This window comes from Nitratireductor rhodophyticola, from assembly GCF_019891355.1.
Classification (GTDB): Bacteria; Pseudomonadota; Alphaproteobacteria; order Rhizobiales; family Rhizobiaceae; genus Nitratireductor; species Nitratireductor rhodophyticola.
Genome location: NZ_JAHSSF010000003.1, coordinates 434,085 through 459,525, shown reverse-complemented (window position 1 = coordinate 459,525; position 25,441 = coordinate 434,085). Strand labels below are relative to the sequence as shown.

The following is a 25,441-nucleotide window of genomic DNA, read 5'->3' as shown; positions in this document are numbered from 1 at the left end:
GTTCCTCCGCGTGGAGGGCACTCTTCAGGCGGTCTTGAACTGCCCTTGGGATGAGCGCTCTGACGGTTCGTGAAGAACAAGAGGACACAGAGATGGACATTATCCGTCAGCTCGAGGCCGAGCAGGCCGAGAAGATCGCTGCACAGCGTCAGCTTCCCGAATTCCAGCCCGGCGACACGGTTCGCGTTCTGGTGCGCATCACCGAAGGCACGCGCACCCGTGTGCAGGCCTATGAAGGCGTCTGCATTGCCCGTTCCGGTTCCGGCTTCCAGGAAAACTTCACCGTTCGCAAGATTTCCTATGGCGAAGGCGTCGAGCGCGTGTTCCCGGTCTACTCTCCGCTCGTCGAGGGCGTCGAGGTGGTCCGCCGCGGTAAGGTTCGCCGCGCGAAGCTCTACTACCTGCGCGATCGTCGCGGTAAGTCGGCCCGCATCACCGAGAACACCAGCGTGCGCGCACGCCGTCTGAACGACGCCGTGCGTCAGGCCGCTGCCGAAGAGAAGGCCCGCATCGAGGCCGAGAAGGTTGCCGCTGCCGAGGCGCTCGCCGCCGAGAAGGCCGCTGAAGAGGCTGCCAAGGCGCAGGAAGCTGCCGCAGCCGAGAACAACGCCGAATAGTCAGAACCGGCATCGAAACTCTTCGAAAGGCGCGCTTCGGTGCGCCTTTTTGCATTTGATGGCTCCGCTGCCGCGGTTTTGAAGCCGTCTTGGCTCTTTTACTCGAAAACGCTCTGCTTTAAGGAGAACCAATCACCCGGCCGAGCATCGGTCCGCCACAGGGAGATTGGTCATGACGTTGCGTACGTCCTTTCTGGCTGCGTCCTTCGCAGCCACTGCTTTCATGTTCTCAGGATTGTCCACCGCTGCTGCAGAAGACCTGCCCGATCTTCAGGGCCGTGAAGTGGTCGTGGTAACGGAAAACGCCTACCCGCCGCTCCAGTTCATCGACCCCACCTCGGGTGAGCAGGTCGGCTGGGAATATGATGCGGTGAACGAGATCGCGAAGCGGCTCAACGCCAGGGTGACCTATCAGAACACGAGCTGGGATGCGATGATCCAGTCTGTCGCCGACGGCCAGTACGACATGGGCATGACCGGCATCACCATCCGCGACGACCGCAAGGAAAAGGTGGATTTCTCCGATCCCTATATGCGTTCGGAGATGTTCATGCTCGTGCGCAGCGACGAGACGAACTTCACCGATGCGGAAAGCTTCGCCGCCTATAAGGATGGTTTGATGGGCGCGCAGCCCGGCACCTCGCCCTTCTACACCGCCGTTTATGAGGTGCTCGACGGCGACGAGGCCAATCCGCGCATCAAGCTGTTCGAGACCTTCGGCGCTTCCGTGCAGGCGCTGCGTGCGGGCGATGTCGACGTGGTGCTGACTGACAGCACCGGGGGGCAGGGCTATGTGGACGCTTCCAATGGTGGACTGAAACTGCTCGGCGAGCCGCTGGGTTCGGAGGACTTCGGCTTCATATTCGCCAAGGGTTCCGATCTCGTCGCGCCCGTCAACGCGGCCATCGCGTCCATGAAGGCGGACGGTACGCTCGATGCGCTCAACACGAAGTGGTTTCTCGAATACAAAAGGGGCGAGTAAGACGTGGCTGATCCGCGCTTTGCCGGTCTGACCGGTCGCCCGCCGAGAAGCGTTTAGTGCCGATGGCGGTGTCCGGTTCCAGACCCGCCACCAAGCGCGATTTCCCCTGGTGGCTCGCTGCCGCCGGGGCCATCGCCCTCGGTGTCGCAGTCCTCATTGCCACCAGCGATCTCTACGCGCAGGTTTTCACGATTGTCTCCAGAGGCATCGGCATCACCGTTTTTGTCACGGTTGTCGGGTTTGCGCTGGCCACGACAGTCGGTCTTGGCATCGCTCTGATGAGCCTTTCCGGGTCGCTGGCACTCCGGCAGATCGCCCGCTTCTATGTCGAGATCATTCGTGGCGTGCCCGTCCTCGTGCTCCTGTTCTGGATCGCCTTTGCCGGGGTTCCGATTGTGGTGACGGGCTGGAATGCGGTGACCGCGCCCCTGCAGGAGGCCGGCATTCTGGGTGAGCTCAAGGTGCGGGACATCTCGCTTCTGTGGCGGGCCATCATCGCACTCAGCATCGGCTATTCGGCTTTCATCGCCGAGGTGTTCCGTGCCGGCATCCAGTCGGTGGACGAGGGGCAGGTGGAAGCAGCCAAGGCGCTCGGGCTTTCGCGCTTCCAGCGTTTCCGCCTCATTATTCTGCCGCAGGCGATCCGCACCATCCTGCCGCCGCTCGGCAATGATTTCGTGGCCATGGTCAAGGATTCATCCCTCGTCTCGGTGCTCGGCGTTGCCGACATCACCCAGATGGGCAAGATCTATGCGTCGGGCTCGTTCCGCTTTTTTGAGACCTATTCCATCGTTGCCTATATCTATCTCATTCTGACGGTTGGCCTCTCGCTCGCGCTCCGCGCGCTTGAGCAGCGCATGCGCAGGAGCCAGGCCCAGCGTTAGATCTGAGTGCCGGGAACCTTGGCGGTCCGTGTGCATTCATCTCGCATGGATGCCTTGATCGCCGAATTCGCACCCGCAACCACGCTGCCATGGCAGGTCATCGCAGTGCGGCTTGCGGTTGCGGTCCTGCTTGGCGGCATACTGGGTTTCGAGCGTGAGCTGGCCGACAGGCCGGCCGGCCTGCGGACGCATATGCTTGTGTGTCTGGCTTCTGCCGTGTTCGCGGTGATTGCGCTTGAGATTGTGGCCATGCCCGTGTTCAGCGACGATCAGGTACGGGCCGATCCCATCCGCCTTGTCGAGGCGATTACGGCTGGGGTCGCTTTTCTTGCCGCCGGTTTCATCATCTTCAAGCGCGGAACCGTTCGCGGTCTGACGACAGGCGCTGGCATGTGGCTTGCCGCGGCCACGGGGCTGGCAGCGGGGTTGGGGCTCTGGGTCATCGCCGGGCTTGCCTGTTTTCTGGGCGCGCTGGTTCTGGCGCTTATGCGGCGTCTCGAAACGCAGCTCGATCTCAAGCCGCCGAAAAACCACGGCGGAGGGCAGGCCAGCTCTCGGGACGGATAGATTGCCGATCCCATGAAAGGCTGGTATTAGCCGTGTCATGGAAGCACTTTTTGGAAACCCGGCCTATAAGGGCTTTGTTCTGCAGGACGTCAAGCGCCTGCCGAGCCGCTTTTTTGCGCGGGTTTCCGGCTCGCTTCTGAGCCGACTGCCTTAGGCGGACACGCCAACCGGCTCGGCATTCCCTCGGCATCTACCGGGAATGCAACGAGACACAAGATTAGCCGGCCAGCCTTCCATTTCGCTCCGCTAGGGATGAACAAAATGACCAAAGCACGCACGCTCTACGACAAGATTTTCGACGACCATCTGGTCGATCAACAGGACGATGGCACCTGCCTGCTCTATATCGACCGCCACCTGGTGCATGAGGTGACGAGCCCACAGGCCTTTGAAGGCCTGCGCATGGCCAGCCGCAATGTGCGCCATCCGGAAAAGACACTTGCCGTGGTCGATCACAATGTGCCGACCTCGCCCGACCGCAAGTTCGGCATCAAGAATCCGGAAAGCCGCATTCAGGTCGATGCGCTGGCAAAGAACGCAGCCGACTTCGGCATCGAGTATTATGACGCCAATGACGAGCGTCAGGGCATCGTGCACATTGTCGGCCCCGAACAGGGCTTCACCCTGCCAGGCATGACCATCGTATGCGGTGACAGCCACACTTCCACCCATGGTGCCTTCGGTGCGCTGGCGCACGGCATCGGCACGTCCGAGGTCGAGCACGTGCTCGCCACGCAGACGCTGATCCAGCGCCGCGCGAAGAACATGCTGATCGAGGTGGATGGCGCACTGCCCGAGGGCGTGACTGCGAAAGACATCATCCTCGCCATCATCGGCGAGATCGGCACGGCCGGTGGCACCGGCCACGTCATGGAATATGCGGGTGAGGCGATCCGTGCGCTTTCCATGGAAGGCCGCATGACCGTCTGCAACATGTCGATCGAAGGTGGCGCCCGCGCCGGCCTTATCGCGCCGGACGAGACCACCTATGCCTATATCAAGGATCGCCCGCGCGCGCCGAAAGGCAAGGCATGGGACATGGCGCTCGCCTACTGGGATTCCCTGCGCACCGACGAAGGGGCCGAGTTCGACCGTGTCGTCAAGCTCGACGCCGCCAATCTGCCGCCCATCGTCACCTGGGGCTCTTCGCCCGAGGATGTCGTTTCCGTCACCGGTGTCGTGCCGAACCCGGATGAGATCACCGAGGAGACCAAGCGCCTCTCCAAGAAGCGCGCGCTCGAATATATGGGTCTCACGCCGGGCACGAAGATCACCGACATCGCCGTCGACCGCGTCTTCATCGGCTCCTGCACCAATGGCCGCATCGAGGATCTGCGCGAAGCTGCGAAGATCGCCGAGGGCCAGAAGGTCAAGGACGGTCTGAACGCCATGATCGTGCCGGGTTCCGGCCTCGTGAAGGCGCAGGCCGAGGCTGAGGGGCTGGACAAGATTTTCAAGGCTGCCGGTTTCGACTGGCGTGAGCCGGGTTGTTCCATGTGCCTTGCCATGAACGACGATCGCCTGAAGCCGGGTGAGCGCTGCGCCTCCACCTCGAACCGCAATTTCGAGGGCCGTCAGGGCTTCAAGGGGCGCACCCATCTCGTTTCGCCGGCGATGGCGGCTGCCGCTGCCATCGCCGGGCATTTCGTCGATATCCGCGAGTGGCCCAGGGGCTGAGCGTCTATTTTGCCTCGCTGCAGGCGGGAACCTCTGCAGCGGGCAGGCCGGCCTTTGCAAAGATGTCGGCCAGTCTGATTTCTCCCGTCAGCGGGAAGAATCGACCATCGGCTTCGGTTCGCATGTAACTGCGCACCGAAGCCGATTTCATATCCAGCGCACCCCATCTGCAGCCGCCTGTGATCGAGACGCTGATTGAGCCCTTTCCATCGGTCGCATTTGCTGCGCGCGCGTTCCGTGCCTTTGCCTGCGTGTCGCGGAAGCGCTGCATGTCCGGTGCGGCGATCGCGGCGGTGAGAACATGTTCATCGGCCTTCACCGATTGAGCCAGTCCGGCGGCCGGCGTGGCATTCGTGATCGCCAGCACGAAGTGTTCGTCGAACGCCCTGTTTCGATCATCACTTTCGAGGGTCATGCGCAGCAAAACATCGCCCCGCTTCAGATGCAGGTTCCTGTCTGCCTTTACAGCTATCGCAATCTCTTTCGGATCGGCGTCGAGCGGGTCGAAACGCGACAGTTCGTAGAGCGTGCGGGGATTGCCCGAAACACAGGCGGAAAGCGCGAGCGCACAGGCAGCGCCGATGACGGCCCTGGCGATAAATTTCTCGAAAAACATTCAGATCACCCTTTTCATTGAGAACGATTTGGGATAATTAATTATCGTAATACATTAATTAATGCAATCCGAAGGAGAATCGAATGCATGATGTAGCGCGCCTGCGGCGGCTCAGCCGCCTGATGCAGGCAATTGTGCTGGTTTGTGGAGCTTTCATCGCGGCAGGCGCGGTCTGGTTCTTCGCAGCATCGCTGTCCGATCCCGGACTTTTTGAAACGCTGGTTCGGGACAATCTGTCTCTTTCCGGACCGCTTGCTTTCACCTCGTCCGCGATCGGTGTTACGGCAGCGTTGATTGCGGTTCAGTTTGGCCTGCTGTTTACCGCGCTCTACTGCGTGTGGCGCATGTTCGGCGCCTTTGCGGCAGAGGAGCCGCTCTCAGGCGAATCCGCCCACTGGCTGCGTCACGCCAGCGCTGCTTTTGTCGCCGTGGCGGCAGGCAGCATCGTGCTTCGTATGCTGATGATCTTGGCGCTCACCATGGGCAATCCAGCGGGTCAGAAGATGCTCGCCATCGGGATTGGAAGCGCGGAGATGCTCTCGGTTCTCATCGCCTGCATCATGTATATGACCGGGCGGCTCATGGCGCTCGCAGCAGAGGTGCGCGCCGAACAGCGCGATTTCGTGTGAACGCCATGCCGATAATCGTCAATCTCGATGTGATGCTGGCTCGCCGGAAGATGCGTTCAAAGGAGTTGGCCGAGCAGATCGGCATCACCGAGCAGAATGTATCGCTTCTCAAATCCGGCAAGGTGCGCGGTGTGCGCTTCGAAACGCTGGAAAAGATCTGCCAGGCACTCGACTGCCAGCCGGGAGACATATTGGAGTATCAGGCGGAAACGGCTGAGGAATGACGAAACGGGGCCGTGGCGCCCCCCGGGTCCGTCCAGGGGCTGACCCTAGTGGCCCCGGGCGTGTCCCGGTCGTCCGGTTGTCAGCCGATACGCCCTCATTTGCGCAGGCGTGAGACGATATAGCGTGCGTGGCGGTGTATCGAGCGCGTGGAGCCACAGGGCGGGGTCGACCCCCATCTCATCCAGATGGCGTGAAATGCGCGCGGTCACCAGCTGGGCGTCCGAAAGAGCCTGCTGTGGGTCGGAGAGGCTGCCGGGACTATAGAACTGGTGAAGGGCGATGGTCGCACCGGGTTCCACGTGGCGTTCCCTGCCTCCGGCCAGCACGAGCGGGCATGAAGATGCGCAGGCCGCGCCCGCCTCGACACTGGTCGAAAGTCCGCGCTGGCGGATCAGCCGGGCCATGGCCATGGCCTCGTTCAGAGAGCCGCCGGGAGAATCGAGTGCGATGGTGGTGATCGGCGAAGCCGAACTTTCAAGCGCATCACGCAGGCGACCGGCGCTCCCGGGCTGTATCATCCCCTTCAGCGCAAGAACTCCGGTGCGGCTTGCCGTCATAGACAGGCTGTTGGCCTCGGGCGTCGGCCGCGAAACCTCTTTTGCGCCTTCCGCCGGCTGTCGCCAGAGCGGGTGCGTGTCCGTTTGACTGTTGCTGTGCGGCAGCAATTGAGTCGCATGTTCAAGCGTTTTGTGCAGGCCCGTCTGCAAACCGCCATGCCTGTCGGCGAGTTCGCGCAGTTCCATGCCGGCCACAACCGCCGTGCCGATGACCGCGCCGAACAGCGCGGCCCGCAACACGGAGCCATCGAGCGCTGCAGCGGGCCGGAAAACCCACCGGCTCGCAAAAGCCCGATCCGCAGTTGTCGCCAGTTGATGGTCCATCGATCGCTGCTAGTCGCAGGGTGCCGTCAGCACGGGCAGTTCACCGTCGGAAAGCCCGTACATGTAGCCGCGGCCCTTCACCAGAACGCCGGCGCTGCAGGGTGCAGAGCGGCGCAGATAGAGCTTGCCGTGGCGGCGTTCCAGATAGGCCGTTTCGCGCGGTGCCTCGATGCCGAGCGCACGGTAGTCGTCGGCAAGATGCCCCTTGCCGACCATAATGCGCTTGAAGCCGGCGCGGCTGTGGATCACCAGGTTTCCATAGGCATCCGCATAGACACGGGCGTTGCCTGCATCATGAAAGCCGCCGGCCAGTGCCGGGGCGGTCGCTGCTGCGGCCGCAAGAGCCGCTGCCACGAAAAGAGATCGGAAAGGCATGCACCATCGCTCCTTGAATCTTCGTGGCCCCCTCAAGGCTCATACATTAAGCTTTTCTTAACCTTTGTCACGTCGAGCATGCCGCACCAATATGCCGATTGACAGACGTGGTTAATTTCGGGGAAGGGTGCTCCATGGGCGAGAATCATCAGATCGACATCAATCCGCTGCGCCTCAAGGATGCGCATTCTCTGGCGCCGCTTCTGGCGGCTTACACGCAGTCGCTGAAGCGCGGTGCGCCGCGCCGTCCCGACGATTATTACGCCGAGACCCTGTTGCAGGACCGCGCCGTGGAGGTGGTGGGTGCCAGCCTCGATGGCGAGCTCGTTGGCTTTGCGCTGTTCTACGACCTGCCGGATCCGGTGTCGGGCATGCGTCACGGTCTGGTCGATCACCTCTTCGTGCATCACGACCACCGCCGCAAGGGCATCGGCAAGGCGCTGGTGGATGTGATCGCCGACCAGGCCGAAGAACGTGGCTGGGCGCGCCTGGCGCTCAATGCGCCGCGTCAGCCGGACGAGGGTCGCAAGCTCTATGAGGCCATGGCCGCGCCCGCTGACTGGACCACGCATGTCATTCGTTTCGACCAGTCCAGTGAACGCACTCCGGATTCGGACCCGCAATAGAGGCGGCAGCATGACGTTTTCAGATTCGCCCTTATCGCGGCTGCGTAAGTGCGGCCCGTCAGGCCTTTTGGCGGTCGCAGGATGCGCCGTCATTCTGGCCGGCTGTGTCTCCACACCATCCGGGGAGGCAAAAAAGACCACCACGCTCGCTTTCTCCGGCCCTGTCAAACTGGCCTGCGACGACGGGATGGAGATGACGGTCACTCCAAAGAGCGGCGGCATTTCGGTCGTCAGCCCGCGTGGTGTCGAGATCGACCTTCCGGCGTCGCCGCCTGGGCAAAGCGTGCGTTATGGCGAGTCTCTCTATGCCGTCGTGATCGAGGGCAGCGAGGCTTTATGGATGGTCAGCGGCAAGGTTCCGATCACCTGCCGCCGTTAGGCGCTCGCCATGAAAATCGGAAAAAATGCGTTCAATCGTTTAAAGTCCTGCAATGCCGGTCGTCCCTGCCGCCGGTTGCAATATATTCGGTCAGGGGATTGCTTTTGCGGCTTTGACGCACTGCAAAAACCGCATTAGAAAGCCACAGCCGCAGGGCGCGAGTTCGGGCTCCGATGTCGCTCTCGCAACAGCCACCCCGCCGCGCCGGTATCGAATTGGGGAAGCCATGAGCAAAACCACAACTGTAAAGGCCAGGCCGCTTTCGCCTCACCTGCAGGTCTATCGTCTCATTCCGACTATGCTGATGTCGATCGTCCACCGCATCACCGGTGGCGCGCTTTATTTCGGCATGGTCCTGTTCGTCATCTGGCTTGCCGCCGCTAGCGGCTCGAAGGAAGCCTTCGACACCGTCAATGGCATCTACGGCTCCTGGTTCGGCCGTCTCGTCCTGTTCGGTTTCACCTGGGCCATGATCCATCATCTGGTCGGTGGCCTTCGCCATCTTGTGTGGGATACGGGGCGCGGCCTTGAAAAGGCGACGGCCACGAAGATGGCCAAGGCCACCATCGCCGTCTCCATCGTGCTGACCATTCTGGTCTGGATCATCGGCTATGCCGTTCGCGGAGGTTTTTGATCATGAGCGACATGCGCACACCGCTCAACCGCGTTCGCGGTCTCGGTTCGGCCAAGGAAGGCACGGATCACTTCTGGCGCCAGCGCCTCACGGCCATCGCCAACATTCCGCTTGTCATCTTCTTCATCGGCTTCGTCATCGCCAACAATGGCGCATCCTATGAAGAGGTGCGCGCGGCCATTGCAAACCCGGTCGTCACCGTGCTTCTGGCCTTCGCCGTTCTGTCGGTGCTCTATCACATGAAGCTCGGCATGCAGGTCATCATCGAGGATTATGTCCACGGTGAGGGCGGCAAGGTCGCGCTCCTGATCGGCAACATCTTCTTCACTCTCATTCTGGGCGTCATCTCTCTCTTCGCCCTCGTCAAGATCGCCCTCGGAGGCTGAACCCGGTTATGGCAAAGGCAACAGATAAAAAGGCGGCAGACGCCTACACCTATGTCGACCACAAGTTCGACGTCGTCGTCGTCGGTGCTGGCGGCGCCGGTCTGCGCGCCACGCTCGGCATGGCCGAGCAGGGGCTGAAGACGGCCTGCATCACCAAGGTCTTCCCGACCCGTTCGCACACGGTGGCGGCGCAGGGCGGCATCGCCGCTTCGCTCAAGAACATGGGCCCCGACCACTGGCAGTGGCACCTTTACGACACGGTAAAGGGCTCCGACTGGCTCGGCGATGTCGACGCCATGGAATATCTCGCCCGTGAGGCGCCCGCCGCCGTCTACGAGCTCGAGCATTACGGCGTGCCCTTTTCGCGCACCGAGGAAGGCAAGATCTACCAGCGCCCCTTCGGCGGCCACATGCAGAATTTCGGCGACGGCCCGCCCGTGCAGCGCACCTGTGCTGCGGCAGACCGCACCGGCCATGCCATCCTGCACACGCTCTACGGCCAGTCCGTCAAGAATCACGCCGAGTTCTTCATCGAGTATTTCGCGCTCGATCTCATCATGTCCGACGATGGTGTGTGCACCGGTGTCGTGGCTTGGAACCTCGAAGACGGTACGATCCACCGCTTCTCCGCCAAGATGGTGGTGCTGGCGACGGGCGGTTATGGCCGCGCCTATTTCTCCTGCACCTCCGCCCACACCTGCACGGGCGACGGCAATGGCATGATTGCCCGCGCCGGCCTGCCGCTGCAGGACATGGAGTTCGTGCAGTTCCACCCGACCGGCATTTATGGCGCCGGCTGCCTCATCACCGAGGGTGTGCGCGGCGAGGGCGGTTATCTGGTCAACTCCGAAGGCGAGCGTTTCATGGAGCGTTATGCGCCATCGGCCAAGGACCTTGCCTCCCGCGACGTTGTCTCGCGCTGCATGACCATGGAGATCCGTGAAGGCCGCGGCGTCGGCAAGAACAAGGATCACATCTTCTTGCATCTCGACCATCTGGACCCGGCGGTCATCCACGAGCGCCTGCCCGGCATCGCCGAATCGGCCCGCATCTTCGCTGGCGTCGATGTGACCCGCGAGCCGATCCCGGTCCTGCCGACCGTCCACTACAATATGGGCGGCATCCCGACCAACTATTGGGGTGAGGTGCTGAACCCGACGAAGGACAACCCCGATGCGGTAGCGCCCGGCCTGATGGCCGTTGGCGAGGCGGCCTGTGCCTCCGTGCATGGTGCGAACCGTCTTGGCTCCAACTCGCTGATCGACCTTGTGGTCTTTGGCCGTGCCGCTGCCATCCGCGCCGGCGAGGTTGTCGACCGCGATGCGCCGGTGCCCTCGCTCAACGAGGCGGCTTGCGAAAAGATCATGGAGCGTTTCGACCGCCTGCGTCATGCCAATGGCTCCACGCCCACGGCGGAACTGCGCGAGAAGATGCAGCGCGCCATGCAGGAAGACGCCGCGGTCTTCCGCACGCAGGAATCGCTGGAGCAGGGCTGCGAGCGTATTAGCGCCGTCTGGAAAGAGCTTCCCGACGTCAAGGTCTCCGACCGCTCGCTGATCTGGAACTCGGATCTCATGGAGACGCTGGAGCTGGAAAACCTGATGGCCAACGCCATCACCACGGTCTATGCCGCCGAGGCGCGCAAGGAGAGCCGTGGCGCCCATGCCCGCGAGGACTACAAGGATGGTCCGATGGGCGGCCGCAACGACGAGGACTGGCGCAAGCACACGCTGTCCTGGGTCGATGAGAGCGGCAAGGTCACGCTCGACTATCGTCCTGTCCACACCGACCCGATGCTGAAGCCGGAAGATGGCGGCATCGATCCCAAGAAAATCGCGCCCAAGGCGCGGGTTTACTGAGGCGAGGAAGTCATGGTTGAAATCACCCTTCCCAAGAATTCCCGCGTCAAGGAGGGCAAGGTCTGGCCGAAGCCCGAGGGCGCGACCAATCTGCGCGAATACAAGATCTACCGCTGGTCGCCGGATGATGAAGAAAACCCGCGTGTCGATACCTATTATGTCGACATGGACGATTGCGGACCGATGGTTCTCGATGGGCTGATCTACATCAAGAACAAGATCGACCCGACGCTGACCTTCCGTCGTTCCTGCCGCGAGGGCATTTGCGGCTCCTGCGCGATGAACATCGACGGCACCAACACGCTGGCCTGCACCAAGGGCATGGATGAGGTGGCGCAGGATGCGGTAAAGATCTACCCGCTGCCGCATATGCCGGTGGTCAAGGACCTGGTGCCGGACCTTTCCGTGCCCTATGCGCAGCTTTCCTCCATCGAGCCGTGGCTGCAGACCATCACGCCGGAGCCTGCGACCGAGTGGAAACAGAGCCATGAGGACCGCACCAAGCTCGACGGGCTTTACGAGTGCATTCTGTGCTTCTGCTGCCAGACCTCGTGCCCGAGCTACTGGTGGAACGGCGAGCGTTATCTTGGCCCCGCCGTGCTGCTTCAGGCCTATCGCTGGCTGATCGATTCGCGCGACGAGAAGACGGGCGAGCGCCTCGACAATCTGGAAGATCCCTTCCGGCTCTATCGCTGCCACACGATCATGAACTGCACGCAGGCCTGCCCCAAGGGGCTGAACCCGGCAAAGGCCATCGCCAACATCAAGAAGATGATGGTCGAGCGCCGCGTCTAGAGCAATTCCAGGAAAAGTGGGAACCGGTTTTCCGTCCGGAATTGCGTAAAAACAAAGAGATAGAGCTTTTTCGCTTTCGGAGAAAAGCGGAACTGCTCTAGAACACTCTCTTCCCTCCCTGCTCGACGATACGCCGAGCAGGGAGGATTGCTGCTCCCTCTCTCCAGTTTCAATCACCTCACGCAAGCGTGTAGCGGCTTGATTTGAATTTGCCGCCCGGCGCGGTAGCTCTGTGCGGGAACACAGGAGAGACATTGATGTTGCGACGTTCCCTTTTGGCCGCGGCCTTTTCCCTCACCGCTATGGTGGCTGTTTCGCAACCGGCGACGGCTGAAAAGCAGACGGCGATTTTCGCCGGCGGCTGCTTCTGGTGTGTCGAGGCCGATTTCGACAAGGTTCCCGGCGTGCTCGACACGGTGTCCGGCTATGCGGGCGGGAGCACGGAAAACCCGACCTACCGCACCTATTCCTCAGGCGGCCACCGCGAGGTGGTGAAGATCGATTTCGACGATGCGAAGGTCAGCTATGACCGGCTCCTGGAAATCTTCTTCCGTTCAGTCGACCCGACCGATGCCGGCGGTCAGTTCTGCGACCGGGGCGAAAGTTATTCAACGGCGGTCTATGCGCTTGACGATGCGCAGAAGGCTGCTGCCGATAAAGCCAAACAGGAAGCGAATGCGGCACTCGGCGGCAAGGTCGTCACACCGGTTCTGGGGCCTGCCAAATTCTGGCCGGCGGAGGATTACCACCAGAACTATTATCAAAGCGACGAGCGCATTCTCTCCCGCTTTGGGCTGGTGAAGAAGAAGGACGCCTACAAGGGCTACCGCAAGGGCTGTGGCCGCGATGCGCGTGTTCGCCAGGTCTGGGGCGAGGCGGCCTTTACGGGGATCAAGTGATCCGCGTTGTAACGGAGCGGGTTGCGCCCGTCGAGCGCGCAACCCGCCGGCTATTCAGCGCTGCCGCGCCGCGTTAATCCGCTCGAATGCGATCTCTGCCGCCACATCGTTGGTCGGACGTTTCTGCGCCTCGGCGCGCGCGAAAATGTCGGCCAGCGTCTCGGGTATCTTCGCAACTTTCGCCATCGTGGCTTCGCGGTCGTAGCCGCCGGGCGCGAGCTCGGCTGCGACATTCAGAAGTCCGCCGGCATTGATCACATAGTCCGGCGCATAGAGCACACCGCGCTCCATCAGGAGCCGGGCATCCTCGTGCCGCACGAGCGGGTTGTTGGCAGCACCCGCAACGATCTTCGCACCGAGCAGGGGAATCGTTTCGGCAGAAAGCACGCCGCCCAGCGCACAGGGCGCGAACACGTCAGCGTTCACTTTCAGAATGTCGTCCAGCGCAACCGGGGTTGCGCCGAATGCGTCTTTCGCCTGCTCCATCCGGGCTGCGTCGATGTCGGTCACCGAAAGCCTCGCGCCTTCCGCATGAAGCTTTTCGCACAGTGTCCAGCCCACCGAGCCAAGCCCCTGCACGGCCACATGCACGCCGTCGAGCGTGGCAACGCCACGGTGCTTCAGCGCGGCCTTGATCCCCAGAAACACGCCATGGGCGGTCACGGGCGAAGGGTTGCCGCTGCCGCCGACGGTGGTGCCCGTCACATTGGGGGTGCGTTCGCGGAGAAAGTCCGCATCAGCAACCGTGAAGCCCACATCCTCGCCGGTAAAATACTGACCGTTAAGTGCTATCAGCATTTCCGCATAGGCTTCGAGAAGGGCCGGCGTCTTGTCGGTTTTGGAATTGGCGATAATCAGTGCTTTGCCGCCGCCGAAATCCATCCCCGCCACGGCTGATTTGAAGGTCATCCCCCGCGACAGACGTAATACGTCGGTGAGCGCTGCCTCGAAGGTTTCGTGCGGCCAAACGCGCGTCCCGCCGAGGCCGGGGCCAAGCACGGTGTTGTGGATCGCCACGATGGCGTTCAGGCCACGCTCCTCGTCGCGACCGTGCCAGACGCGCTCATGATTGTCGAACGCGTCCAGCTTCGCGGCCTCGGCCGTGATGTCGGTGATGGTGAGTGTGGACTTCTGTGCCACGGTCTTCAATGTCCGCGGTGTCTGGGTCTGCAGCATGTCATTCCTCCCGAACGACTTGTTCCGTAAGGGAATTCTAGCTGCATGGGCTGATTTTTGGTTGCGAAGTCTCGCCATCGAACGACCTTCCATTGCGCCGGCCGACGGTTTTCATCGCGAAAGTGTCGTCAGCCGTATCTGGCGTCCAGCGTGATCTCGATCGCGCCGAGCGCCTTGGAGACGGGGCACGAGGCCTTGGCCTTCTCGGCGATCTCGAGGAATTTCGCTTCGTCGAGGTTGGGCACGTTGCCAACCAGCGACAGCGCGCTCCCGACGATCTCGAAACCGCCGCCTTTTGCCGGCTGCAGCGTCACATCGGCTCGCACGTCCAGTTTGTCCGCCGGCGTGCCGCCCTCCGCCAGCATGTGCGAAAGCTGCATGGCGAAACAACCGGCATGGGCACCCGCGATCAACTCTTCGGGATTGGTGCCCGTCTTGCCGCTCTCGTCCTCGAAACGGGCCTTGAAGCCGAGAGGCAGGGCCGAAAGCGCACCGCTCTGCGTGTCGAGGCTGCCTGAGCCCTCGACCAGCGATCCCTTCCAGGTGACATTCGCATGCCGTTTCATAGCCATGGTCTTCTCCTTGTGGACATAGTGCGTTGAAGCCGAAAGGCTAGATTGCCTCCCCGCGCAGCAGTCTCGGTGTGCCGGGGGCCAGTCCCGAGGCCTGCTGGATGAAGTAACGCTTCATGGCCGGCATTCGTTCAACCAGGCCAAGACCAAAATCGCGCAGCGCCCGCACCGGGCCGATATCGTTGGAGAAGAGCCGGTTCAGAACGTCGGTCGTCACGCCCATCTGCACCGTGTCGAACCGCCGCCAGCGCTCATAGCGCTGCAACACGTCGAGCGCGCCGATATCCTCGCCCAGCCGTTCGGCCTCGACAATCACCTCGGCCAGCGCTGCCGCGTCCTTGAAGCCGAGATTCAAACCCTGCCCCGCAATGGGGTGGATGCCGTGTGCCGCATCGCCCGCCAGCGCGAAGCGGGGTTTTACGAATTCGCGCGCCAGAGTAAGGCCCAGCGGCCAGGCGCGGCGCGGGCCTTCCACGCGGATTTCGCCCAGTTTCAGGCCGAAGCGCAGCTCCAGTTCCTGTTCGAAGACGAGGTCGTCCTCGTTCACCAGGCGCTCTGCATCCGCCGTGCGCTCGGTCCACACAATGGACGAGCGGTTGCCTGTCAGCGGCAGCGTGGCAAACGGGCCGGCGGGCAGGAAATGCTCCTCGGCGCGCCCATTGTGTGGACGCTCATGCGCCACGGTGCAGACAATGCCTGACTGGCCGTAGTCCCACTTCACCGTCTTGATGCCGGCCATGTCGCGAAGGCGCGAGCGCACGCCATCGGCGGCGACCAGAAGCCGTGTGCGGCATGTGGAGCCGTCTGCAAGGCTCACCATCACATGCCCGCCCATATTGGCGAAGCCGTCGACCGCCACGCCCTCGATGATCTCGATCCCGCTTTCGGCGGCCCGCGCGCGCAATGCGCCATTCATCACCCGGTTGGGCACCATATGGGCAAAGGGTTCGCCCTCTCCAGCCTCGCCGCCAAAGGTCAGGAAAACCGGCCGTACCACATCGGCGGTGCGGGAATCGGTGATCTCCATTTCGGTGATGGGCTGTGCCTCCGGCTCGATCTCCGTCCAGCAATCCAGCCGTTTGAGCATCCGGCAGGCCGCGGCCGCGATTGCCGATGCGCGGCCATCGCGCTGCCACACGCCTTCCGGCGCAGCGTCCACCAACGCCACCTTGAGGCCGGGCTGCGCGCGGGCGATGGAAACAGCGGTCGCCAGACCAACATAGCCAGCCCCGGCGATCAGGATGTCCAGTTCGCGCTCGGATGTCTGTTTGGTATTCCTGGCCATAGCGGCACCTCATTTGCCATCAGCGTTGCAGTGTCTTTGCCCCAATCCGGGGGCCTTGACTTGGTTCCCACCTTCGTCTTGGACATCATCAGCCATATCATTCGCTGCCGGAAGGAAGCCATTCATGTCGTCGGCCATGCAAGACCTGCTTGCCATACTCGATCTTGAGACGCTCGAACACAATCTGTTTCGTGGTCGCAGCCCTCAATCGGCCTGGCAACGCGTTTTTGGAGGACAGGTCATCGGGCAGGCGCTTGTTGCCGCCCAGCGCACGGTCGATGCCGCCCGTCATGTCCACTCGCTCCATTGCTATTTCATGCGGCCTGGTGATCCGGCAGTGCCGATCATCTACGAAGTGGATCGCATCCGCGATGGCGGCAGCTTCACCACGCGCCGCGTGGTTGCCATTCAGCATGGACACGCGATCTTTTCTCTCTCGGCGTCCTTTCAGAAGGAGGAGCCCGGCCTCGACCATCAGCTTCCTATGCCTGAGGGCGTCACGCCTCCGGAAAATCTGCGCACCCAGCGCGAGTTTCTCGCCGAGTTCGGCGAGCGTGTGCCGGAAAACATCCGTCGCTACTGGGCGCGCGAGCGTCCCATTGAGGTGCGACCGGTCATCATCGAGCACTATACCAGCCGCGACAAGCTGCCGCCGCGCCAGGACGTCTGGATCCGCACCACGGGGCCGGTGCCGGACGACCGGGCGTTGCAGGCAGCGGTGCTCGCCTATCTTTCCGACATGACGCTGCTCGATACTTCCACCTTCGCTCATGGTCGCAATGGGTTCGATCCGGATATCCAGATGGCAAGTCTCGACCACGCCATGTGGTTTCATCGACAACACAAGCTCGATGACTGGCTGCTCTACACGCAGGACAGCCCATCGGCGCAGGGCGCGCGCGGCTTCTCCCGGGGCAGTCTCTATTCGCTCGATGGCACACTGATCGCGTCTGTCGCTCAAGAGGGATTGGTGCGACTGCGCACAAAATAGGCAAAATGAAAGTTTTGCCTATTTATTATGCAATTCGCGAAGCATGAGATTCTCCTTCGCCCGGATTGCCGGAGCATTTCAATATATTTTTCAATAACTTGAATCTGGTTCTCTCGAACTGGCACGGCATTTGATTCTCCTTTGCTGTCGCGGTCCGCATGGCGGTTCGCGCGATGCAGGCAACCCGCGGGATCCCGCAACAGCAAAGGTGAACTGCCATGAAAATAGTGATGGCAATCGTCAAGCCCTTCAAGCTGGAGGCCGTGCGCGAAGCGCTCACCGGCCTCGGCATACAAGGCCTCACCGTCACGGAGGTTAAGGGCTATGGACGACAGAAAGGACACACGGAAATCTATCGCGGCGCCGAATATGCCGTGACCTTCCTGCCCAAGGTCAAGATCGAGGTGGCGGTCGATTCCGACATGGTCGACCAGGTGGTCGAAGCCATTGTCGAGGCCGCCCGCACCGGACAGATCGGCGACGGCAAGGTCTTTGTCCACGCGCTCGACAAGGCTGTACGCATCCGCACCGGCGAGTCCGGCGTCGAAGCCCTTTAAGCGGCAGCACATTCCGATGGAGAATCAGATGATGTATCGAACACTGAAAAGCGCCGCAGGTCCGCTGGCGCTGGGCGGGCTTGCGCTGGCGGCCATGTCCTTTCCGGCTCTGGCACAGGAATCTGCCGAGGCCGCGCCCGAATTCGCCTCGGCTTCCGAGACGGCATTCATTTTCAACACGCTGCTCTTTCTCATGGGCGGCTTTCTGGTCATGTGGATGGCGGCCGGCTTTGCCATGCTTGAAGCAGGCATGGTGCGCACCAAGAATGTCTCCATGCAGCTTTTGAAAAACATCGCGCTCTATTCCATCGCCGGCATCATGTACTGGGTGGTGGGTTACAGCCTGATGTATGTGGATGTGTCGAGCTATATCGGCACCTTTGCGCCCTATAGCTGGCCGGCTGCAGGCACGGCCAATGAGGGCGATTATTCCGTCGCTTCCGACTGGTTCTTCCAGATGGTCTTCGTCGCCACCGCCGCCTCCATCGTTTCGGGCACGCTGGCCGAGCGAATCAAACTGTGGCCGTTCCTCATCTTCGTTGTCGTGCTCACCGGCTTCATCTATCCGATCGCCGGCTCGTGGAAGTGGGGTGCAGGCTGGCTCGACGCCATGGGCTTCCAGGATTTCGCCGGCTCCACGCTGGTTCACTCCGTGGGCGGCTGGGCGGCTCTCGCCGGAGCGCTCCTTCTTGGCGCACGCAACGGGAAGTTTGCTTCAGACGGCAAGGTGACGCCGATTCCGGGCTCCAACATGGCGCTCGCCACGCTTGGCACCTTCATTCTCTGGCTCGGCTGGTTCGGCTTCAACGGTGCCTCGCAGCTTGCCATGGGCTCCAATGCCGATGCATCCGACATCAGCCGCATCTTTGCCAACACCAACCTGGCCGCTGCTGCAGGTGTCGTCGCTGCGCTGATCCTCACGCAGCTTCTCTACAAGAAGGTCGACATCACCTTTGTCTTGAACGGCGCCCTGGCCGGTCTCGTGTCCATCACCGCCGAGCCGCTCACGCCGAGCCCGTTCATGGCCATCGTCATCGGTGCTGTCGGCGGTGTCATTGTGGTGCTCACCGTGCCGCTGCTCGACAAGCTCAAGATCGACGATGTGGTGGGCGCGATCCCCGTGCATCTCATCGCCGGTATCTGGGGGACGCTTGCCGTGCCGCTCACCAACAGCGATGCGAGTTTCAGCGTGCAGATTGTCGGCATCGTCGCTTATGGCGTCTTCACTTTCGCCGTGTCCTTCGTGGTCTGGATGATCCTCAAGTCGACCATGGGATTGCGGGTGAGCGCAGAAGACGAAATGAACGGTCTCGATGTGGCCGAGGTCGGCGTCGAAGCCTATCCGGAGTTCATGCCCATGCATGGGCGCTGATCGCAGATACACTTGCCTGACAACCGGCTTTCGGGCCGGTTGCCTTCCTGAGGGGCCCGGTTCGCCGGGCCCTTTTTTCATGGTTCGAGAAATTGTGCCCCGATCCTCCATGGTTAATGCCGTCTTAACCATCCGCTCGCTAGGGTCGAAGGCGAGTCATCACGGCGCGTTTCGCGTCGAAAGCAACGCGCGAGCGGAGAATTGTGCGCATGAGTTCCGGGTCTTCGGCATTCCTGGCGATGGATGAAAACAGCTATGGCCTGCAGGCTTTCCTGCGCCGGCAGGCAGCACGTGCGGGTGGCCTTGCGCTTCTGGCCTTCGTGGCGTTTGCGGTGGCGGCGCTCGCCACCTGGAACGTGGCGGATCCCAGCTTCAGCCATGCGACGGCCAATCCCGTCACCAATGCGATGGGTTATCCCGGCGCGGTGTTTTCCGATCTCGCCATGCAGTTTTATGGTCTTGCGGCACTGGTCGGGCTCGTGCCGGCGGTTTGCTGGGGCGCTCTTCTTCTGCTTGGCCGGCAGATCGATCGCGGTGTGAGGCGTGCCGGTTCCTGGTTCCTTGGTGCTGTCCTTGCCGCGGGCATCGTCGGCGCTTTCGCGCCGCCGCCCACCTGGCCCCTCCCCACCGGCCTTGGCGGTGTTCTGGGCGACATGATTCTTTCCCTCCCGGCCAAGTTCATCGGTGCTTATCCGCGTGGCTTCGCCGGCTTCGTCATCGCTGCCATTCTTGCGGTGCCTGCCGGCTGGCTGCTTGCCTATGGCGCGGGTCTTATCTCGCGTCCGGGTGCAGACGACTTCGCAGACGATATGGAAGACGAAGCGGCCTTTGATACGCTGGACGATGAGGAAGAAAGCGGGGGCTCGGTCATCCTTGGCTATATGGCGCACTGGTGGCTGTCCTTCTGCGCGTTCTTCCGTCGCAACCTCGTGCGTGCCGCCCCCCGCGAAAGCCAGCGGGTGCGTGCAGCCGACATGGATGAGGACGGGGACATGCCGTTCGACGATTTCGATATGGACGTGCGGAGCGAGGATGCGCGTGTCGAGCCGGATTTCGACGATGCGCCGGCAGCACCCCGTGTCCGCGTCGAGCCCGAATTCGATGCACCGGCGCTGCAGCCAGCGGCCGCGCAGCCGCGCCAGGTAGCGCCGGTACCCGCTGCGCAGCGCGTGGAAAATCCTGCGCCCCGCCCGGTGGAAGGCGCGCGCGTGCGCCGCGAAGCGCAGCCATCCTTCCTCGATAGCGGAACGTTCGAACTGCCCGAACTTCATCTGCTCGCCGAGCCGAAGACCTCGACCAAGGATCCGTCGCTCTCCCGAGACGCACTGGAGCAGAATGCTCGCCTTCTTGAAGGCGTTCTGGAGGATTTCGGCGTCAAGGGCGAGATCATCCATGTGCGCCCCGGCCCCGTGGTCACACTCTACGAGCTGGAGCCAGCCCCCGGCATCAAGTCGTCGCGTGTCATTGGCCTTGCCGATGATATTGCCCGCTCCATGAGCGCCATTGCGGCGCGTGTGGCTGTGGTGCCCGGCCGCAACGCAATCGGCATCGAACTGCCGAATTCCACGCGCGAAACCGTCTATCTGCGCGAGCTTCTGGCAAGCCGCGACTTCGAGGCGAGCAAGGCCAAGCTCGCGCTTTCGCTCGGCAAGACCATCAATGGCGAAGCCGTAATCGCCGACCTTGCAAAGATGCCTCACCTTCTGGTGGCCGGTACCACCGGTTCGGGTAAGTCGGTCGCCATCAACACCATGATCCTGTCGCTGCTCTACCGCATGACGCCCGAGCAGTGCCGCCTGATCATGATCGACCCGAAGATGCTGGAACTGTCCATCTATGACGGCATTCCACATCTTCTCACCCCGGTCGTGACCGACCCCAAGAAGGCCGTCGTCGCGCTCAAATGGACTGTGCGGGAGATGGAAGACCGCTACCGCAAGATGTCCAAGGTCGGTGTGCGCAATATCGAGGGCTTCAACCAGCGCGTCGTCGCCGCCAAGAAGAAGGGCGAGACCATCAAGCGCACCGTCCAGACCGGCTTCGACCGCGAGACGGGTGAGGCGATCTACGAGAGCGAGGATCTGGATCTCGAGCCGATGCCCTTCATCGTCGTCATCATCGACGAGATGGCCGACCTGATGATGGTCGCCGGGAAGGACATCGAGGGCGCGGTGCAGCGACTGGCGCAGATGGCGCGTGCTGCCGGCATCCACGTGATCATGGCCACGCAGCGTCCCTCGGTGGACGTCATCACCGGCACGATCAAGGCCAACTTCCCGACGCGTATCTCCTTCCAGGTGACGTCGAAGATCGACAGCCGCACGATCCTTGGAGAGCAGGGGGCGGAGCAGCTTCTGGGCATGGGCGACATGCTCTACATGGCTGGCGGCGGTCGCATACAGCGCGTCCACGGTCCGTTCGTCTCCGATGGCGAGGTGGAAAGCATCGTCAATCATCTGAAGATGCAGGGCGTGCCGGACTATCTCGACGCTGTCACCGAGGATGAAGAGGAAGATGACGGCGGCTCTGCTGGCGGCGGCGGGTCGGGTGGCGGCAATCTGGGCGATTCTGCCGATCCCTACGATCAGGCGGTTGCCGTGGTGCTGCGCGACGGAAAGGCATCCACAAGCTATATCCAGCGCCGTCTCGGCATCGGTTACAACCGGGCTGCTTCGATCATCGAACGCATGGAGGACGAGGGCATTGTCGGCCCCGCCAACCATGCCGGCAAACGCGAAATTCTCGTGCCGACCGAGCAGGACGAAGTCTGATCAAGAGCGGCGCTGGAACCGGCGCCGGCGCGGACTGTTTTCGGGCAGCCAAATTTCGGCCCCACTGGGTGGTTATCCGGAAGGGCAAATGTGGAGATCGAACACGATGATTCTTGGGGTAACCGACTTTCTGGCGCGGCGGATGGCCGTTGTAGCGATGGCTCTGGCGGCGCTCTCTCTTGCGCCGATAGCAGCCCAGGCTGCCCAGAGCGCCGACCAGATCGCGGCGCATTTTTCCAGCGTGCGCACCATGATGGGCGAGTTTGTGCAGTTCGGACCGCGCGGCGAGCAGACCGGCGGCAAGTTCTATATCGAACGCCCGGGCAAGATCCGCTTCGACTATGAAGAGCCGTCAGGCTTCCGCGTCACCTCCGACGGCAGTTCGGTGGTCATCATGAACAAGAAGCTCAACACGGCCGACCTTTATCCTCTATCGAAAACGCCGCTGAAGCTGCTTCTCGACGAGCGCATCGATCTCTCGGGCGACAAGGTTCAGACCGTGCGAGAGGACAATGATCTCACAACGATCAAGATGTCCGACAAGTCTGTCTTCGGCAATTCGACCATCACGATGATGTTCGACACCAACTCATACGACCTGCGCCAGTGGACCATCACCGACGCGCAGGGAAAGGACACAACGGTCATGATCTTCAACGTTCAGCAGGGCGTGACCTTCGACCCGAGCGTTTTCAAGATCGATTACCGCCGTGTCGACGCGATGAGCCGCAACAAGCGCTGACATCAGCTTACTGATACCTGGCCGGGCTGTGGACAGCCCGGCCTTTTCGGTTCAGGCAGGCCGTTGCGCTTGTCTTCCTTTTCTGTTCCGGGCAGTTTTGCGCTTCCTGCAAGCGATCAATCCCGGACCCATTCCATGCCCTTCACCATCGCCACCTGGAACATCAACTCCGTGCGGCTGCGCATGCCGCTTGTCGAGCAGTTTCTGGAGCGGTACAGCCCGGACGTTCTGTGTCTTCAGGAAACCAAATGCGCCGATGACCAGTTCCCTGCCGCGGCTTTTCGCAAGGCCGGGTATGAGCACATGGCGATCCATGGTCAGAAGGGCTATCACGGTGTTGCCACGATCGCGCGCCGCCCGCTGAAACTCGTTGAAAAGCGCGAATTTTGCGGGATGGGCGATAGCCGGCATATCTCCGTTTCCGTCGATGCGGGGGCGGGCCGTTCGGTGCTTCTGCACAATTTCTATGTGCCCGCAGGCGGTGACGAACCGGATCCCGCCATCAATCCGAAATTTCGCCATAAGCTCGACTTTCTGGCCGAAATGCATGCGCTTCGGGCGGAAGAAAACGGCAATTCGGGAACGATCCTTGTGGGCGATCTCAACATCGCTCCGCTCGAAACCGACGTCTGGTCGCACAAGCAGCTTCTCAGGGTCGTCAGCCATACGCCGGTGGAGACTGAGGGGCTTGAACGGCTGCGCAGGGAAGGCGGCTGGGTGGACCTGATGCGTGAGAAGATTCCACCGGAAGAGAAGATATTCACCTGGTGGAGCTACCGGGCGAAGGACTGGGCGCTTTCGGATCGCGGGCGCAGGCTCGACCATATCTGGTCGTCGCCGAACCTTTCGCCGTCACTTGACCGGATCGAAGTGCTGCGCGAGGCACGTGGGTGGGAGCGTCCGTCAGATCACGTGCCCGTCATCGCGGGCTTTGACTTCGGCTGACCTGGCTTTTCCGGAATTTCACGGATTTTCAGCGAAAACGTCCTTTTTTGAGGGAAAAGGGCTGAAACGCGCGTGTTTCTCCGAAAAAAAAATCAGTCGGTGAATCGCGCCGCGATTCGCTCCATTCGGGCGATCATGAGTTGCAGGTTTTCGGCAATTCTCTCGTGCAGGCGCATCGCCGTTTCGGGGAATTCTTCAAGAATCCGATGAAAGCTCGAACGGCTGATTCTGACCAGTCGGGTTTCGCTTTCGGTCATCGCATTTGTCATGCGGCGGCCCTCGGCAATCAGTGCGAATTCGCCCATCATGTCGCCGGGGCCGAGCCTTTCGACAATCTGGCGCTCGCCGTCCTGCTCCGTAAACAGCACAACGCTTCCGGAGGCGACGATAAAGGCGCAGTCGGCCGGTGCACCCTCGGCATAGATGTCCCGTCCGGCGGAAAGCGTCATGCTTTCGGCGCCGAAGGCCATGAGGCGCAACTGCTCGCGCGTGAATCCGTCAAACAGACCCACGCCGGACAGAATGCGAATGTCATCGTCCAGCGCCATTGAAGTCGTCCCCGACCCGTTCCCGGTGATCCCCGAGCGCCCTCATGGCGCAGTCTCACGGAACGAGCTTATAACCACCGCTTTCTGTCACAAGAATTTCAGCTTTGGAAGGATCGCGCTCGATCTTTTGCCGCAGGCGATAGACATGGGTCTCGAGCGTGTGGGTGGTAACGCCGGAATTGTATCCCCAGACTTCTTCCAGAAGGATGTCGCGGGTCACCACTTTCTGTTCGGCGCGGTAGAGATATTTGATGATCGCGGCTTCCTTCTCCGTCAGGCGAATCTTGCCGCCGCGCTCATCGATGAGGAGTTTCTGCGAGGGTTTGAACGTGTAGGGGCCAACGGCGAAGGTAGCATCCTCGCTCTGCTCATGCTGGCGAAGCTGTGCGCGGATGCGGGCGAGAAGCACAGCGAATCGGAACGGTTTCGTCACGTAATCGTTGGCACCGGCCTCAAGGCCAAGGATCGTGTCCGAATCGGTATCCTGCGCGGTCAGCATGATGATCGGCGCGCGATAGCCGCCCTTGCGCAGAAGCTTGACCGCCTCACGTCCGTCCATGTCCGGCAGGCCCACATCCATGATGAGCAGGTCGACGATCGCGTTGCGCGCAGACTGGATGCCCTTTGTCGCCGTTTCTTCCTGAAGAATGTCGAATTCCTCATAGAGCGACAATTGCTCGACGAGCGTCGTCCTCAGGTCTTCGTCATCATCGACGATTAGGATGGTGCGTGACGTCATGGTTAAATCCACTATCCAGGAAAAAGACTGCCGATTCAAATGGAATTGCAGTGTTGACCGTTCCAGCTTTATGCGGAACCTAACAGTGCGAAAACACCATGGCGAACATTTGTTCCAATCAATTTAACGTAAGCTGACAGGCGGGTTTCCTGAGAATGAAGTGTAAAGCCGGCAAATCGATCGATCTGATCGAGGTGCGCCGCAGGCCCGGCAAACCGACTCAGGGGCTCTTGAGCGTGGGTCCGCTTGTCTTCCCCTGTGCCCTCGGGCGAACCGGCACGGCGATGCTGAAGCGCGAAGGCGATGGCGCCACACCGGTTGGCGATCTGCTGCTGCTCTATGGCTATTTTCGGGGAGACAGGGCGCCTGCCGGCCCGCCTTTAAGCCGATTCCCGCTCACACGGATCGACGCGCGCGACGGTTGGTGTGATGCTTCGGGCGACCGCAATTACAATCGCCCGGTCCGGCTGCCCTATCCAGCCAGCCATGAGCGCATGGCGCGTGAGGACCGTCTCTATGACGTCTGCATGGTGTCCGACTGGAACATGCGGCCGGCGATCCGCAATCGCGGCAGCGCGATCTTCTTTCACATTGCCAAACCCGGATTTCCGCCCACCGAGGGCTGCATAGCCGTCTCGCCGCTCGCCATGGCGCGCATACTGCCGCTCATCGGGCCTCATACGCGAATCAGGATCTATCGATGATCCGGCAG

At 61.7% G+C, this 25,441-nt stretch carries 29 protein-coding genes; 21 read left to right on the top strand and 8 right to left on the bottom strand.

Annotated features, from left to right (window positions below):
• The first annotated feature begins 92 nt into the window (after window positions 1-92).
• From rplS to leuC, 5 genes are all read left to right on the top strand, one after another.
• Window positions 93-617, top strand: a complete 525-nt coding sequence (gene rplS, locus KUG85_RS13215) for a 50S ribosomal protein L19 (RefSeq protein ID WP_065817109.1) — start codon at window positions 93-95, stop codon at window positions 615-617.
• Window positions 618-789: 172 nt separating this feature from the next.
• Window positions 790-1,599, top strand: coding sequence for a transporter substrate-binding domain-containing protein (locus tag KUG85_RS13210; protein WP_223005541.1), 810 nt, complete (start codon window positions 790-792; stop codon window positions 1,597-1,599).
• Window positions 1,600-1,661: 62 nt separating this feature from the next.
• Window positions 1,662-2,483 (top strand): amino acid ABC transporter permease, encoded by an 822-nt coding sequence (locus tag KUG85_RS13205; RefSeq protein ID WP_223005848.1) that lies wholly within the window; start codon window positions 1,662-1,664, stop codon window positions 2,481-2,483.
• Between the two features lie 45 nt (window positions 2,484-2,528).
• Window positions 2,529-3,050: an MgtC/SapB family protein gene (locus tag KUG85_RS13200; protein ID WP_065816929.1), complete on the top strand. Its 522-nt coding sequence runs from the start codon at window positions 2,529-2,531 to the stop codon at window positions 3,048-3,050.
• 261 nt (window positions 3,051-3,311) lie between these two features.
• Entirely contained in the window at window positions 3,312-4,727 is a 1,416-nt protein-coding gene (leuC, locus tag KUG85_RS13195; protein WP_065816930.1) for a 3-isopropylmalate dehydratase large subunit, read from the top strand.
• Window positions 4,728-4,731: 4 nt separating this feature from the next.
• Here the strand turns inward: leuC and KUG85_RS13190 are convergent, their stop codons facing one another.
• Complete coding sequence (locus KUG85_RS13190; RefSeq protein WP_223005540.1) at window positions 4,732-5,343, bottom strand: hypothetical protein; 612 nt, start codon at window positions 5,341-5,343, stop codon at window positions 4,732-4,734.
• An 83-nt stretch (window positions 5,344-5,426) separates the two neighbouring features.
• Here KUG85_RS13190 and KUG85_RS13185 point away from each other — a divergent pair, with 83 nt between their 5' ends.
• Both KUG85_RS13185 and KUG85_RS13180 read left to right on the top strand, forming a co-directional pair.
• Complete coding sequence (locus KUG85_RS13185) at window positions 5,427-5,972, top strand: DUF2975 domain-containing protein (protein ID WP_065816933.1); 546 nt, start codon at window positions 5,427-5,429, stop codon at window positions 5,970-5,972.
• Window positions 5,973-5,977: 5 nt separating this feature from the next.
• Window positions 5,978-6,196, top strand: coding sequence for a helix-turn-helix domain-containing protein (locus KUG85_RS13180; RefSeq protein ID WP_025031369.1), 219 nt, complete (start codon window positions 5,978-5,980; stop codon window positions 6,194-6,196).
• 45 nt (window positions 6,197-6,241) lie between these two features.
• Here KUG85_RS13180 and KUG85_RS13175 read toward each other — a convergent pair whose 3' ends face one another.
• Window positions 6,242-7,078 (bottom strand): COG3904 family protein, encoded by an 837-nt coding sequence (locus tag KUG85_RS13175; RefSeq protein ID WP_223005539.1) that lies wholly within the window; start codon window positions 7,076-7,078, stop codon window positions 6,242-6,244.
• A 9-nt stretch (window positions 7,079-7,087) separates the two neighbouring features.
• Window positions 7,088-7,453, bottom strand: a complete 366-nt coding sequence (locus KUG85_RS13170) for a hypothetical protein (RefSeq protein WP_007008322.1) — start codon at window positions 7,451-7,453, stop codon at window positions 7,088-7,090.
• A gap of 134 nt (window positions 7,454-7,587) precedes the next feature.
• Between KUG85_RS13170 and KUG85_RS13165 the strand changes: the two genes are divergently transcribed.
• The 7 genes from KUG85_RS13165 to msrA all read left to right on the top strand — a co-directional run bounded on the left by KUG85_RS13165 (window position 7,588) and on the right by msrA (window position 13,031).
• Window positions 7,588-8,079, top strand: coding sequence for a GNAT family N-acetyltransferase (locus tag KUG85_RS13165; RefSeq protein WP_065816935.1), 492 nt, complete (start codon window positions 7,588-7,590; stop codon window positions 8,077-8,079).
• Window positions 8,080-8,089: 10 nt separating this feature from the next.
• A complete protein-coding gene (locus tag KUG85_RS13160) occupies window positions 8,090-8,458 on the top strand; it encodes a hypothetical protein (protein ID WP_223005538.1) in 369 nt (122 codons plus the stop codon).
• 226 nt (window positions 8,459-8,684) lie between these two features.
• The gene (gene sdhC / locus KUG85_RS13155; RefSeq protein WP_223005537.1) at window positions 8,685-9,092 is read left to right on the top strand and encodes a succinate dehydrogenase, cytochrome b556 subunit; all 408 of its coding nucleotides are present in this window, start codon (window positions 8,685-8,687) and stop codon (window positions 9,090-9,092) included.
• A 2-nt stretch (window positions 9,093-9,094) separates the two neighbouring features.
• A complete protein-coding gene (gene sdhD / locus KUG85_RS13150; protein ID WP_223005536.1) occupies window positions 9,095-9,478 on the top strand; it encodes a succinate dehydrogenase, hydrophobic membrane anchor protein in 384 nt (127 codons plus the stop codon).
• 8 nt (window positions 9,479-9,486) lie between these two features.
• Window positions 9,487-11,337 carry a succinate dehydrogenase flavoprotein subunit gene (gene sdhA / locus KUG85_RS13145; protein ID WP_223005535.1) on the top strand — a complete coding sequence of 617 codons (1,851 nt, stop codon included), beginning with the start codon at window positions 9,487-9,489 and terminating at the stop codon, window positions 11,335-11,337.
• 12 nt (window positions 11,338-11,349) lie between these two features.
• Window positions 11,350-12,132, top strand: coding sequence for a succinate dehydrogenase iron-sulfur subunit (locus KUG85_RS13140; protein WP_065816939.1), 783 nt, complete (start codon window positions 11,350-11,352; stop codon window positions 12,130-12,132).
• A 257-nt stretch (window positions 12,133-12,389) separates the two neighbouring features.
• Window positions 12,390-13,031: a peptide-methionine (S)-S-oxide reductase MsrA gene (gene msrA, locus KUG85_RS13135; protein WP_065816940.1), complete on the top strand. Its 642-nt coding sequence runs from the start codon at window positions 12,390-12,392 to the stop codon at window positions 13,029-13,031.
• 54 nt (window positions 13,032-13,085) lie between these two features.
• On the opposite strand, the gene KUG85_RS13130 is transcribed toward msrA, so the two are convergent.
• The 3 genes from KUG85_RS13130 to KUG85_RS13120 form a co-directional block, all read right to left on the bottom strand.
• Window positions 13,086-14,207, bottom strand: a complete 1,122-nt coding sequence (locus KUG85_RS13130; RefSeq protein ID WP_223005534.1) for a Glu/Leu/Phe/Val family dehydrogenase — start codon at window positions 14,205-14,207, stop codon at window positions 13,086-13,088.
• 128 nt (window positions 14,208-14,335) lie between these two features.
• Window positions 14,336-14,773 carry an OsmC family protein gene (locus tag KUG85_RS13125; protein WP_223005847.1) on the bottom strand — a complete coding sequence of 146 codons (438 nt, stop codon included), beginning with the start codon at window positions 14,771-14,773 and terminating at the stop codon, window positions 14,336-14,338.
• Between the two features lie 46 nt (window positions 14,774-14,819).
• Window positions 14,820-16,064 (bottom strand): ubiquinone biosynthesis hydroxylase, encoded by a 1,245-nt coding sequence (locus KUG85_RS13120; RefSeq protein WP_223005533.1) that lies wholly within the window; start codon window positions 16,062-16,064, stop codon window positions 14,820-14,822.
• Window positions 16,065-16,188: 124 nt separating this feature from the next.
• Between KUG85_RS13120 and tesB the strand changes: the two genes are divergently transcribed.
• The 6 genes from tesB to KUG85_RS13090 all read left to right on the top strand — a co-directional run bounded on the left by tesB (window position 16,189) and on the right by KUG85_RS13090 (window position 23,442).
• Window positions 16,189-17,055 (top strand): acyl-CoA thioesterase II, encoded by an 867-nt coding sequence (gene tesB, locus KUG85_RS13115; protein WP_065816943.1) that lies wholly within the window; start codon window positions 16,189-16,191, stop codon window positions 17,053-17,055.
• 218 nt (window positions 17,056-17,273) lie between these two features.
• On the top strand, window positions 17,274-17,612 hold the full coding sequence (locus KUG85_RS13110) for a P-II family nitrogen regulator (RefSeq protein WP_065816944.1): 339 nt from the start codon (window positions 17,274-17,276) through the stop codon (window positions 17,610-17,612).
• 28 nt (window positions 17,613-17,640) lie between these two features.
• Window positions 17,641-18,984, top strand: a complete 1,344-nt coding sequence (gene amt, locus KUG85_RS13105; protein WP_223005532.1) for an ammonium transporter — start codon at window positions 17,641-17,643, stop codon at window positions 18,982-18,984.
• 209 nt (window positions 18,985-19,193) lie between these two features.
• Window positions 19,194-21,755 (top strand): FtsK/SpoIIIE family DNA translocase, encoded by a 2,562-nt coding sequence (locus KUG85_RS13100; RefSeq protein ID WP_223005531.1) that lies wholly within the window; start codon window positions 19,194-19,196, stop codon window positions 21,753-21,755.
• A 106-nt stretch (window positions 21,756-21,861) separates the two neighbouring features.
• A complete protein-coding gene (locus KUG85_RS13095; RefSeq protein WP_083213007.1) occupies window positions 21,862-22,497 on the top strand; it encodes an outer membrane lipoprotein carrier protein LolA in 636 nt (211 codons plus the stop codon).
• Between the two features lie 135 nt (window positions 22,498-22,632).
• Window positions 22,633-23,442 carry an exodeoxyribonuclease III gene (locus KUG85_RS13090; RefSeq protein WP_223005530.1) on the top strand — a complete coding sequence of 270 codons (810 nt, stop codon included), beginning with the start codon at window positions 22,633-22,635 and terminating at the stop codon, window positions 23,440-23,442.
• A gap of 92 nt (window positions 23,443-23,534) precedes the next feature.
• Here KUG85_RS13090 and KUG85_RS13085 read toward each other — a convergent pair whose 3' ends face one another.
• Entirely contained in the window at window positions 23,535-23,990 is a 456-nt protein-coding gene (locus tag KUG85_RS13085; protein ID WP_065816949.1) for a cyclic nucleotide-binding domain-containing protein, read from the bottom strand.
• Window positions 23,991-24,045: 55 nt separating this feature from the next.
• Window positions 24,046-24,729 carry a response regulator transcription factor gene (locus tag KUG85_RS13080; protein ID WP_065816950.1) on the bottom strand — a complete coding sequence of 228 codons (684 nt, stop codon included), beginning with the start codon at window positions 24,727-24,729 and terminating at the stop codon, window positions 24,046-24,048.
• Window positions 24,730-24,884: 155 nt separating this feature from the next.
• Between KUG85_RS13080 and KUG85_RS13075 the strand changes: the two genes are divergently transcribed.
• Window positions 24,885-25,433, top strand: a complete 549-nt coding sequence (locus tag KUG85_RS13075; RefSeq protein ID WP_223005529.1) for a L,D-transpeptidase family protein — start codon at window positions 24,885-24,887, stop codon at window positions 25,431-25,433.
• Window positions 25,434-25,441: the final 8 nt, after the last annotated feature.